Genomic DNA, 12024 nt, shown 5'->3' with positions numbered 1-12024 from the left:
CCGCGTTACAATAAAGCCTCTTTTTTCAGACGGCCTTTCATCATGACCTGCCTTGCTTGGAACACCACGCCTTCACTTGCTACCCTTTGCCGCGCCATCGAACAACATACCGTGCCGCTTTATTTGATTGTCTGCCTGCCTGAAAACCATATTCCCGATTTTCCGCTGTCCAATCATCCCTCTGAGCTTGAAGGCCATCTGAACAAGCGTCTCGCTCAAGCCATGAAATGCCTTCAGTTCAACAGCGTCAATGTTTTAGAAAACCTATTGTCTGATGTGCATCTCTGGCTGATTCCGCCACACCGCGCCGACCGCTTACACGAACATTTCCCTCATATTGAATGGCAAACCGAAGCCATACCCCAATCCGCCCCTATTCCTCTAAAACCTTGGTTCAGACGGCCCGAACATCAAGCCGCGCCCAAACACGTCCTGATTATCGGCGCAGGCATAGCCGGCGCAGCAACCGCGCACAAACTGGCTGAACACGGCGTACGTGTTACGGTTTTGGAGGCAGGCAAAGCGGCGCAGGCAGGCAGCGGCAACCGCCAAGGCTTGCTCTACGCCAAAATCTCGCCACACGATACCGAACAAACCGAACTGCTGCTGACAGGCTACGGCTACACGCGCCGATTGCTGGAAGACTTGCTGCCTGATTCCGACGTATGGGGCGGCGATGGCGTATTGCATTTGAATTTTGATGACGGCGAACGCAAACGCAATCAGGCCTTGGGTTTGCAACACCAGCATAAGCACCTCTACCGCAGCGTATCTGCCGAAGAGGCTGCACACATCGCAGGCATAGACGTATTTTCAGACGGCCTTTACTGGCCGCAAGGCGTATGGCTGAATCCGTCCGCCGTCGTGCATACCCTATTGAATCATCCGCTGATTGAGTTGCACGAACACTCGCCGCTGACCGCAGTATTGCATGACGGTACACAATGGACGGCACACACGCCAAACGCGCATTTCAATGCCAGCCATATCGTTTACTGTATGGGCGCACACAGCCCGACTGCCGCCGACACCAACGTCTCCGCCCTGCCTTTCCGCCAAATCCGCGGACAAACCGGCGTTGTATCCGCCAGCCCGTTTTCACAAAAACTGCGTTGCGCCATTTCCGGCGAAAGCTACATCAGCCCAAGCTGGCAAGGCTGCCACTGCTACGGCGCGACATTTGTCCTCAACAGCAACGATGAAACTTGGTATCCGCAGGAAGAAACCGAAAACCGCACCGCCCTGCAACAACTCAATCTGCCATTGGCACAATCCCTGTTTGAGCAAGATTCGTTTTCAGACGGCCTTCAAAACACACAAGGCCATGCCGCCCTACGTTGCGACAGCCTCGACCACTTACCCGTTGTCGGCGCGCTCGGCGACATCACCGCCATGCAGTCCGCTTACGCCAAGCTGACATTGGACAAAAACTACCGCCTCGACAATATCCCCTGCCCTTACCTGCCCAATGCCTACATCAATACGGCACACGGCACGCGCGGACTGGCGACAGCCCCCATCTGCGCCGCCGCCATTACAGCCGAAATACTCGGCTTGCCGCATCCGCTATCGCAAAGGCTGAGAACCGCGCTACACCCCAACCGCGCCATCATCCGCGCGATTGTTCGGCAGCAGCCGTTGTTATCCGTTTAAAGATTTCGTTTTAAATAAAAAAGGCCGTCTGAAAGTCATCAAAACTTTCAGACGGCCTTTAGCTATCCGTTAACTGCTTAGAATTTCCATTCCAGCGATACAGCGTAGTTGCGACCTGGGGCGCGGTAGCGGTCTAAACCTTTGCCATCGCGGTCAACGCCGTTGGTGGTGCTGTAGCTGTACCAACCTTCCTTTCTGTTCTAATTACCTTAGAACTTGGCTTCAAGCGTGAAGTTGTAGCTTCTGCCGGGGGAGGTGAAGCGTTCTATACCGGCATGGGTTTTGTTGTCAACGCGGTTGACTGTACCGAATTCGCGGATGCTGCGCAGCGATTCCCAAGTGTAGTATTTTTTGTTGCCGATATTGTACGCACCGGCGCGCAGGGTGAAGTATTTGCCCAAGTTGACGTAGCCTGTCAGGTCGAAAAGCGTATAGGCTTTGCTGTGCTTGGCAAATGGCCATGGGTTGTTCAAATCATCACTGCTGTGAACGGTGTCAGACGGTTTTTTAGCTGCAGTGTGTGTCAGGTACGCATTGATACCCCAGCGTTTGGAAGGAGCGTCGTAGCCCAGATTGTAAACGGCAGACCACGGCGAAAGTGCGTTAATCGGGGTTTCCTGTTCGTTGGTCTGTTTGGCTTTGCCTTTGATGTAGCTGACATTGACACCTGCGTGCGTGCCTTGCGGCAAACCGATGCTGTCGAGGTTCCATGTGCCGTTAAATTCCAAACCTTTCACCCATGCGGAGGAACGGTTTTGGTTTTGCCAAACGGGTGAGCTGACCAATGCGGTACCGTCGGAAATCGGCGCATAATTAGGGCTGTTGGGGTTGTCTGAGGACACGCCCATGTAGGTCAGTTCGATAAAGTTGCGGTAGCGGGTTTGGAAGCCGGAGAGTTTAAAGTTTCCTGCTTTGCCACTGCCGGCAAGTCCCAGCTCGAAGTTTTTGGCGGTTTCTGCCTTAAGGTTAGGGTTTGCTTTAAGGTAGAAGTCAGGATGCGGGAACAATAGCCAGGTTTCGTCCGAAGTCGGCGCGCGGAAGCCAGTGCTGTATTTTGCCAAAAGATTCAAATGCGGAGTGAATTTCCAGTCTAATCCTAAACCGTAGCTGAAACCGCTGTGTTTACGCTCGCTGCCAAGATAGGGGATTTGACCGCGGATGGCAGGGGTATAGTTGGGGTTATCCTTGGCTTTGCTGCTGCTGTTGTCGTAACGAACCCCGGCATTGAGGCGGTATTGGCTGCTGTCGCCGAATTGGAAGGTGTTGTTCCAGTAGGCAAAACGGTTTTTGGAGGAGCTTTCGACCAGCATAGTCAATTCTTGGTTGTTGGACGTTTGATATTTCGGGTCGTATAGGCGTACCCAATAGCTATGGTCGCTATTATCGTTGTCGTTTTTAGAACCGCCCAATCCGTATTGCATAGCCCATACCGATTTGGAGAAGTCGATTTGTTTTTCGGTGTCTACACTATATTGTGCGGTCTTTTGACGGATGTTGCGGAACATATGATATACGTCGCTATTGATACCGTTTTGGGCGTAATCGGTCGGCAAGTCCCAAGTCCAGGTACTCATGTCGATGGTTTGACGGTCGTAACGCAGGTTGAGGCTGTCCCATGGTCCTTGGTCAAGTTGGTTTTTGTATTCGAAACCGATGCGTTTGCGGTAGGAAATATCTTGACGGGAACGGGTATCGCCCAGAGCCTCACCTTTCCAGTTTGCCGCCCACATATTGGATAATTCAGTCGTCGTGCGGTCGGTGCGTGAATCCTCGTAAATCCAACCGATACGGTTTTTATCGTTGAAGTTGTAACCCAGTTTGAATAAGGTGCTTTTGTTTACCCAATCTTGTGGATCGGGTTTGCTGCGGGCTACGCCGCGGCTGCCGTAGTTGGTGCTGCCGGCATTCGGGTTCCAGCTTTGTTTGTTGTCGGTGATGACGGTATCGGCAGCGTCGCTGTTGTTTTTGGTTTCTTTACCGAAACGGCGGGTATAAACCATCAATGCATCCAGACCCAGCCAAGTTCCTGCGGCGGTTATGCTGCTGAATTTCTGGCTGTTGCGTCCGATATAGCCGCCTTTAATGCCCAAATGGTAGGGCTTTTCTTCGGAAACATAGTCGCTTGCGGATTTGGTTTTATAGTTGACGGCACCGCCCAATGCACCGCTGCCGGATTTGAGCGAGTCCGCACCTTTGGTGAGGGTTACTTCCGAGAAATTTTCGGGTTCGGAAGTGTTGCGGTTGGCATTGAAGTTGCCGTATGCGCCGAACAACTCTTGGAATGCTTCAGACGACCTGCTTTCTGCTTGTGCCAGTCCGTCCACGTTGATGGCAACGCGGTCTTTATCGACACCGCGTATGGTAAAACCGTTAGAACCTGAGCGCCCGCCTTCAACGACGCTGATGCCCGGATCGTAACGCACCAAGTCGCTTTCATCGGAGACCATTTGTTTATCCAAAGCCTGACGGCGGATTTTCTCTTCACCGAGTTTTTGTACTTTGCGGCCGCCAATGACTTTGACTTCATTCAACTCCTGATAAGCTTGAGGAATAGGATCGGCCGCTAAGGCAGGGAAAGTTTGGCTGACAATAGCTGCCAGCAGTACAGGTTTAAAATGGAAGGACATTTTTTGCCTCTTAATATATATTGATTATCTATTATTGGAATGCTTGATGTGCAGTTACTGGCTGACAGGTGTCAAGCTTGTATCTGTCGTATTGCGGTCTGATGAATTTTCTACGCCGCCAAATACAGTATCTAACGATTTGTCAGCATCGAAGGTAACTTTGCCGCCTATGCTGACTTCTGTTTTATCGCCGCCTTTAAACTGACCGAAGAATTTTCCTTCGACTTTGCCGTTTTTACCGTCAGATTCGGCAGTGCCTGAGAAATCAACGCCGTTAATGCCCACATCTTTCATTACGACGTCCGGACCGTAATCCGCATTACCTAAAATCGTGCCGCCGAGTTTGTTGGTGTTGAAATTGGCTGTCAGCAGTGAAAGTTTGGGAGCGGTTTTTTCAGACGACCCAGAGGATTTGCCCGGATCGTAGGTTGAGGTAACGATATTGCCGTTGCGGACGCGGACTGCCCAAACTTCGTATGTGGTCTTGCCTTTTGCCACAGTACTGTCTGACGGAGTGTAATAAGACGGTTTCGCCGTGCCAACAGGTTTACCGCCGACGAACAGGTCTGCCGTGCCGTCTGAACTTATCCATGCGCCGAATTTGAGGTGATCATGTTTGGTTGCGGGCGCGTAGGTGAACTGTCCCGAACTACTGCAACAGACAAACAGTTTGCCACCTTCAGATAAAGGTTGGCCTTCGTGGCGGGTACGCAGGGCATAAGACGGGCTGGAGTAGGAGGGGACAATCGGGTCGGAATATGAGCTGATGTTGTAATAGTTGCCTGAAGGGGTTTGATAGACATATTGCTTATCGGTATAGCTGCCCCATGATGTTTTTACTTCGAGCTCCGCTTCATGCAGGCTGCCACCTTTTCCGGAAAGGGTATTGATGGTCTGTATCGCACTGCTTTCATCGCTCAGCTTAACATTGGTGATAGGTTGCGCTGTCGGAATAGCAACGGGAACTTTGGGTTCAGATGCACCTCCACCTGCACATGCAGTCAAAATAAAGGTAGTTGCAATGGGTACTATAAATACATTAATTTTCATAACCAATCTCTCTAAATACAAGCTTCTCAAATACAATAATGATAAGTATTACTAATAATATGAAATATTGTGTAACAAATATTTTATTTTAGCAATACCAATATTTTCTCTATCAGTAGTTAGGGTGAATCTTTATGCTATCCTCTCTCTGTTAAATATATTTACGTAATTTATAATCCTATAAAAATAAATAAGTTATATATATTTTGTAAATTTGCCGTTATAATGATAAATCTAAATACGAATCTGTATTTTTTATGTAAAAATAAAATTACCTGAGATGCCTCAGGCAGTTTTATGATAAGAGCAAATCCCTTATTAGAAACGGTTTGCCCTGCAATATATACATATATTTCGGATGACTTTAAATGCTAAAAATAAAACAAAAAATTGTCTCAGCTTCTTTGTGCTACCTATTGCCGTCAGCAGTCTTTGCTGAATTTCCCGAAGAGGGTGTTCGGCAGAATATTTCTTCTCAGAATACTGCTGTACAAGTACAACAGAAACAATGGTTAGATATTTTATCTGAGGAAGAAAGGTCGCCTGAAAAGAATGAGAATATAGGCAGACCGACTCTGATTAACGATGATTTTTTAGCGTCAAACCCGCATATTCTTGAGGACGCGTTAGTTCAAGCACTTAACGGCAATAGCGCAGATCTGGTTTCCTCGCTTGTTGCCCTTTACCGCAAACAGCCCAACCACAATCCCAAACTGATTGCGCGTGCCGATGCTTTGCTGGCAAAGTTGAAAGGACGAAATTCCGAAGCGGTCGAACGTTATCGTACCCTTTATGAATCTGACGTTTCAGACGACCGCATATTATTGGATTTGGCAGCTGCAGAGTTTCAGGACCATCGTTTGGGTGAGGCAACGATGCATTTTCGTCATGCCGCGCAACGCGATATACCTGCCCCCGTTTTGGAAAATGTCAAACATTTTCAAGAAACCATCAAACGGCAGACAGAATGGAAATGGTCTGGCGGAATCAGCCCCGTGCATAACGATAATGCCAACAACGCTGCTCCGCGTTATTGCATCGAAACAAGGGGGCAAACCGCATGCAGTGTTACCTTACCTGTCAGTGCCAACGGCTTGAATTACGAATTGAACACCGAAAAACTCACCCCATTGTATCGGCATCACGCCATCAAATTCCGCACCAACCTCAGCGGCACAAGCTATTTTTTCGACCGTCAATCGGCTTACGACGATGCGTTCGGCAGGGCTTATTTGGGATGGCAGCGCAAGGATGGCAAACAAACCATCAGCGTTTTACCGTTTTATCAGGCACAGTTGGCAGGCAGCAGCGAGTTTGACAGCAAAAAAGAAAATAACCGTCGCGCCGCGCCGTATATGCTGGCACACGGTGTTGGCGTACAGCTTTCGCATATGGTCAATCTCGGTAACGCAACACAACTTTATTACTCGCTGGAGCGCTACCGCCAAAACTATCGGGAAACTGATCGTGCACTGCGCAACGATGGTTGGCACGACAGTACTTATCTTTCCCTAGCGCGCCGTTTCGGCAGTACGACCCTGTTCGGCGGTTGGCAATACAACCGCTTTGTTCCTGAAAACAAAAACATACGTAATACCGTCAACAATGCGGCCTACCACCGCAACGGTTTCAATATAGGTTGGATACAGCAATGGCAGGTTTTAGGCGGGCTTAACAGCAGACTTACCGCTTCATTTGCCAACCGTCGCTATAAAGGCATTATGGCATTCGGTACGGAGTCGCAACGCAACCGGGAGCGCTCCCTCTCTATCAGCCTTAGTCACAACAAATTATCTTATAAAGGCATTACCCCTACTTTGAATTATAGTTATAGTCACACCCGTAGCAATGCACCATATGCAATGCGTAATATTCATCAATGGTCATTAGGTGGTGAATGGAATTTTTAAAGGAGAATCAAATCTGAGTAGGTATAAGACAGCAACCCGTTCAAACAAAACTTTGTAGTGTAATTAAAGGCCCCTGCAAACATCTACGCCGAGACCTTGTCTGTTTGATTTAATTATTTTTTAGAGTCTGTGCGGTGTCATACCTTCAGGCGCTTCTGCACTTTCCGGCAAACCGAAGGTTTCGCGCAAAATCACTTTATAGAAAGCAAATGCTTCGCGCGCACCTTGAATGGCTTCCGCCTCGGCTTCAGGAGTCAAGTTCAAAGCATTCAGATGCTCGACAAAAGCGCGCCAGTGTTTGCCGCGGCCGTTCGGATGCGGAGCCAGGTGGCGTGCGCCGAATTCGCCGGTGTATTCGAGTTTTTGAGCGTGTTTAAACAAGAACGCTGCACCCAAATTAGAACCTTCTGCACAATACAGCCAGCCGATGGCTTTATTGCCGGTTTCGTGTGGCAATTCTTTGTCAAATTTGTAAGGCTCTTCGCCCAAGTCTTTCAAGTCTTGAGTCACGGCATCGTAACGCGCCATGTATTCAAGCTCTGGAATGGCTTTGTTCAATTCGGCATCTTTATAGATATGGTCAACAGCCTTGTGGAAAACAGATTGAAGTTTCAAGAATTTGATGTAGTTTTCTTTGCTGGAAAAAGGTTGAACGGACATAACCAAGTTATCAACGCTGTCGTGCGTTGTCGTGGTTTGCTCTTTCAAGCGTTTGGCGAAAGTCAGCTCTTGGGTTTCACTCATAATGTTTCCTTTGAATTAAGAGACTAATGATTTCAGACGGCTTTTATGGTTAAAAATACCGTCTGATTTGAAAAGAATCGTTTTAAAAACAAAGAAGATAACTTTTAACCTGCTTCAGGTTCGTTGACCACGCACCTTCCACAAATCTACAAGGCTAATCATGTTTTTAAAGACTGAAAATATATCTCATTTTTATCCTAATGACAATAAACCAAACTAAGACCTATTAATAAAATTTAACAGCCCATAGCAATAATCTTCCAAAGTTTTTCAAACTTTTCAGACGGCCCAAACCTTATTAAACAGCCGCTATTCAATAAAATATCAACCTAAATTTGGGCTATCCTTCTGTTTTCCTTTATAATGCGACACTCATTGCACCTTCTTTATCCCCTGCCGAACCATGAAACGGATTCCTGCCTACCATCGCTGGTGGCGCTACAAGTCTTATCTTCCTGATGCGACGCTGCCTGCACATACGGTGGAATGCCCGGATTGCGGCTGCCGTATGGATATTCCGCGCCTGCGTCAGGGACAGGAAGCGCATTGTCCGGTGTGTAACCATGAAATTGTGGAAGTGGAAAACAATCCGTATATCGCGCCGATTGCCTATGCGCTGACAAGCTTGATTCTGATGGCGTTCGCGTACAATATGGTGTATATCCGCGTCGATTTGTTCGGCGTAACATCAATTTTGTCGCTGCCGCAAATGATGCGACTTTTGATTTCGCTGGATTATGGTTTTCTGGCGGAAGTGATGTTTATCCTTACCTTTGGTGCGCCTTTACTGTTTTTACTGCTCTGCCTTTATGTTTATACGGCCTTGATACGCGAAAAGGCCTACCCTGCGCTGCGCTTTGCAACGCGCGTATTAGTACGGCTGCGTCATTGGATTATGGTGGATGTGTTTTTTATTTCCACCTTGGTGGCGTATATCAAGCTCTCGTCTGTTGCTACGGTGGAATTCGGCTCGGCATTTTATCTGATGTTTCCGTTGTCGGTCATGCTGATTCGGACTTCGGTATCGATTCCTCAGCATTGGGTTTATTATAAGATTCACCGTTTAACCGGCGGCCATGCGGTTCAGGCAGCCACTGAAGACAAAATCTGTTGCAGCCGCTGCCTGTATTTCCGCGATAAAGACGAGCAGCCTTGCGGCGTATGCGGTGCGGACTTATACCGTCGCCGCCCGAAAAGCCTGAGCATTTCGCTGGCATTTTTAGTCGCGGCGTTTATCCTGTATTTCCCTGCCAACATCCTGCCGATTATGATTTCGTCCAACCCGACGGCCTTGGAGATCAATACGATTTTCAACGGCATTGTTTATATGTGGGACGACGGCGACCGATTGATTGCCGTGATTATCTTTAGTGCCAGTATTATGTTGCCGGTTTTGAAGATTATTGCGATGGCGGTTTTGATTTATTCCGCATACTTCAAACCCATGATGAGCGCGGACAAGATGTCGGTTTTGTATCGGATTACCGAATCCATCGGCCGCTGGTCGATGATTGATATTTTTGTGATTATCATTTTGATGAGTTCGTTCCACACCAATATGGCGCGCGTTGTACCGGGTGGTGCGGCGATTTACTTCTGCCTGGTCGTTATTTTGACCATGCTTTCGGCCTATTATTTCGATCCCCGTCTGATTTGGGACAAGCAACAGCAGCTTTCAGACGGCCTTGATTCTGACCAGACCTTAACACAATGAAAAAACACGATTCTTCACCCAATTATCACGCCCCGGCGCGTGTCAAGAAAACCAATGTCTTCACGTCCATCGTGTGGCTGATTCCGCTGATTGCGCTGATTGCCGGCGGCTGGCTTTTGGTTAAAGACATCCGCAACCGCGGCCCTGTCGTTACGCTGTTGATGGACAGCGCCGAAGGCATCGAGGTCAACAACACCGTTATTAAGGTATTGAACGTCGATGTCGGACGCGTTACCCGCATCAAATTGCGCGACGACCAAAAAGGCGTAGAAGTCACTGCACAGCTAAGCGCCGATGCCAAAGACCTTATCCGCAGCGATACCCAATTTTGGGTGGTCAAACCGCGTATCGACCAAAGCGGCGTTACCGGCTTGGGAACCTTGCTTTCCGGCTCATATATCGCATTTACACCGGGCAAAAGCCAAGAAACCAAAGACGTATTTGTCGTGCAAGACATTCCGCCGATTGCCGCCATCGGTCAAAGCGGCCTGCGCCTGAATTTGATTGGCAAAAACGACCGCATCCTCAACGTCAGCAGCCCGGTTTTATATGAAAACTTTATGGTCGGCCAAATAGAAAGCGCGCATTTTGACCCGTCCGACCAAAGCGTGCATTACACCATCTTCATCCAAAGCCCCAACGACAAACTGATTAATTCCGCCAGCCGTTTCTGGCTGGAAAGCGGCATTAATATCGAAACCACAGGCAGCGGCGTCAAACTCAACTCCGCCCCTCTGCCTGCCCTGCTGTCCGGCGCGATTTCCTTTGACTCGCCCAAAACAAGCGACAGCAAAAATGTTAAAAGCGAAGACAGCTTCACGCTTTACGACAGCCGCAGCGAAGTTGCCAACCTGCCTGACGACCGCTCGTTGTATTACACCGCTTTTTTCAAACAATCCGTCCGCGGTCTGACTGCCGGTTCTCCTGTCGAATACAAAGGCCTGAATGTCGGCGTGGTTTCCGATGTCCCCTATTTCGACCGTAACGACAGCCTGCATTTGTTTGAAAACGGCTGGATTCCCGTACGCATCCGCATCGAGCCTTCCCGTTTGGAAATCAATGCGGACGAACAAAGCAAAGAGCATTGGAAACAACAATTTCAGACGGCCTTAAACAAAGGCCTGACCGCCACCATCTCCAGCAACAACCTGCTGACCGGCAGCAAAATGATTGAGTTGAACGATCAGCCTTCCGCCTCGCCTAAGCTGCGGCCACATACCGTTTATGCAGGCGATACCGTTATCGCGACCCAAGGTGGCGGTTTGGACGATTTGCAGGCAAAAGTGGCCGACTTGTTAGACAAGTTCAATAATCTGCCATTGGATAAAACCGTTGCCGGCTTGAACGGTTCGCTTGCCGAGCTCAAGTCCACACTCAAATCTGCCAATGCCGCCCTAAGCTCTATCGACAAACTGTTCGGCAAACCGCAGACACAAAACATTCCGAACGAGTTGAACCAAACCCTGAAAGAATTGCGTCAAACCCTGCAAGGCGTATCGCCTCAATCGCCTATCTACGGTGACGTACAAAATACGCTGCAAAGTTTAGACAGAACCTTAAAAGACGTTCAACCCGTGATTAATACTTTGAAAGAAAAACCCAACGCGCTGATTTTCAACAGCAGCAGCAAAGACCCTATCCCGAAAGGAAGCCGATAATGCGCCTCTTCCCGATTGCCGCCGCCCTGACGCTTGCCGCCTGCGGTACTACGCAAAGCACACAATATTTCGTCCTGCCCGACAGCCAGTACATCCGACCTGCTGCGCATGGCAACGAAATCGCGGTCAAAGTCAACCTTGCCGAACCGCTTGCCAACGGCGGCCTCGTTTACCAAACCGATGCCTATCATGTGAATCTGGCGAAAAACCACCTTTGGGCGGCACCGCTCGATGGTGCATTGGCGGCCAACCTCAGCAACAAGCTCAACCGCCTCAATCCACATCGCACCTTTGTGCCTGCTTCACGCAGCCAAAGCAGCCAAACCCTGAAAATCTATATCGAAGCCTTCCAAGGCAGCTATCAGGGGCAGACCACCATCAGCGGTTATGCACAATGGCCGGACGGACGCAGCAAACCGTTTAACGCCGTCACGCCGCAACAAGGCGACGGCTATACCGCCATGCTCGAATCGTTGGAAAACGGTTTGTCACAGGTTGCCGATACGATTGCCTATTAAACCAAAAGGCCGTCTGAAAGATGTGAACTGCACCCCAAAAGTTGGACATCCCCTCCAACTCACAAGGTGCAGTTTTTTTATGAGCAAATATACATTACACTTCAAATACCAAGCCGTACTCCACTACCTGCACATACGCAGCCAGCAGCG

The 12024-nt window shown here is 49.0% G+C and carries 8 protein-coding genes and 1 pseudogene; 6 read left to right on the top strand and 3 right to left on the bottom strand.

The genetic code is table 11. From position 1 onward, the window contains the following. Window positions 1-42 precede the first annotated feature (42 nt). Complete coding sequence (gene mnmC, locus ACTHTQ_RS09820) at window positions 43-1653, top strand: FAD-dependent 5-carboxymethylaminomethyl-2-thiouridine(34) oxidoreductase MnmC (RefSeq protein ID WP_440363798.1); 1611 nt, start codon at window positions 43-45, stop codon at window positions 1651-1653. A gap of 209 nt (window positions 1654-1862) precedes the next feature. On the opposite strand, the gene ACTHTQ_RS09815 is transcribed toward mnmC, so the two are convergent. After that, window positions 1863-4100, bottom strand: coding sequence for a TonB-dependent hemoglobin/transferrin/lactoferrin family receptor (locus tag ACTHTQ_RS09815; protein WP_440363814.1), 2238 nt, complete (start codon window positions 4098-4100; stop codon window positions 1863-1865). A 234-nt stretch (window positions 4101-4334) separates the two neighbouring features. After that, window positions 4335-5330: a Slam-dependent surface lipoprotein gene (locus ACTHTQ_RS09810; protein WP_440363797.1), complete on the bottom strand. Its 996-nt coding sequence runs from the start codon at window positions 5328-5330 to the stop codon at window positions 4335-4337. A gap of 368 nt (window positions 5331-5698) precedes the next feature. Between ACTHTQ_RS09810 and ACTHTQ_RS09805 the strand changes: the two genes are divergently transcribed. Further along, complete coding sequence (locus ACTHTQ_RS09805; RefSeq protein ID WP_314912328.1) at window positions 5699-7240, top strand: surface lipoprotein assembly modifier; 1542 nt, start codon at window positions 5699-5701, stop codon at window positions 7238-7240. A 120-nt stretch (window positions 7241-7360) separates the two neighbouring features. Here ACTHTQ_RS09805 and ACTHTQ_RS09800 read toward each other — a convergent pair whose 3' ends face one another. Continuing rightward, window positions 7361-7984 (bottom strand): biliverdin-producing heme oxygenase, encoded by a 624-nt coding sequence (locus ACTHTQ_RS09800; protein ID WP_440363796.1) that lies wholly within the window; start codon window positions 7982-7984, stop codon window positions 7361-7363. Window positions 7985-8387: 403 nt separating this feature from the next. On the opposite strand from ACTHTQ_RS09800, the gene ACTHTQ_RS09795 reads away from it, so the two are divergent. The 4 genes and pseudogenes from ACTHTQ_RS09795 to ACTHTQ_RS09780 form a co-directional block, all read left to right on the top strand. After that, complete coding sequence (locus ACTHTQ_RS09795) at window positions 8388-9698, top strand: PqiA/YebS family transporter subunit (protein ID WP_440363795.1); 1311 nt, start codon at window positions 8388-8390, stop codon at window positions 9696-9698. Then, complete coding sequence (pqiB, locus tag ACTHTQ_RS09790) at window positions 9695-11356, top strand: intermembrane transport protein PqiB (protein ID WP_440363794.1); 1662 nt, start codon at window positions 9695-9697, stop codon at window positions 11354-11356. Before ACTHTQ_RS09795 ends, pqiB begins: the two co-directional genes overlap by 4 nt. Next, entirely contained in the window at window positions 11356-11874 is a 519-nt protein-coding gene (locus ACTHTQ_RS09785) for a PqiC family protein (protein ID WP_440363793.1), read from the top strand. The genes pqiB and ACTHTQ_RS09785 overlap by 1 nt, the downstream gene beginning before the upstream one ends. A 22-nt stretch (window positions 11875-11896) precedes the next feature. Then, a pseudogene (locus ACTHTQ_RS09780) lies at window positions 11897-12024 on the top strand (helix-turn-helix domain-containing protein); the annotation flags it as partial.

Source organism: Neisseria sp. P0020.S003 (assembly GCF_051957095.1).
GTDB lineage: Bacteria > Pseudomonadota > Gammaproteobacteria > Burkholderiales > Neisseriaceae > Neisseria > Neisseria subflava.
Note: the sequence above shows the minus strand (reverse complement) of the source record. Positions and strands in the feature narration are given on the sequence as shown.

Bases quoted from the DNA above. Each gene is read 5' to 3' on its own strand.
- mnmC (WP_440363798.1), top strand. From the start codon at position 43: ATGACCTGCCTTGCTTGGAACACCACGCCTTCACTTGCTACCCTTTGC.
- ACTHTQ_RS09815 (WP_440363814.1), bottom strand. From the start codon at position 4,100: ATGGTCTCCGATGAAAGCGACTTGGTGCGTTACGATCCGGGCATCAGC.
- ACTHTQ_RS09810 (WP_440363797.1), bottom strand. From the start codon at position 5,330: ATGAAAATTAATGTATTTATAGTACCCATTGCAACTACCTTTATTTTG.
- ACTHTQ_RS09805 (WP_314912328.1), top strand. From the start codon at position 5,699: ATGCTAAAAATAAAACAAAAAATTGTCTCAGCTTCTTTGTGCTACCTA.
- ACTHTQ_RS09800 (WP_440363796.1), bottom strand. From the start codon at position 7,984: ATGAGTGAAACCCAAGAGCTGACTTTCGCCAAACGCTTGAAAGAGCAA.
- ACTHTQ_RS09795 (WP_440363795.1), top strand. From the start codon at position 8,388: ATGAAACGGATTCCTGCCTACCATCGCTGGTGGCGCTACAAGTCTTAT.
- pqiB (WP_440363794.1), top strand. From the start codon at position 9,695: ATGAAAAAACACGATTCTTCACCCAATTATCACGCCCCGGCGCGTGTC.
- ACTHTQ_RS09785 (WP_440363793.1), top strand. From the start codon at position 11,356: ATGCGCCTCTTCCCGATTGCCGCCGCCCTGACGCTTGCCGCCTGCGGT.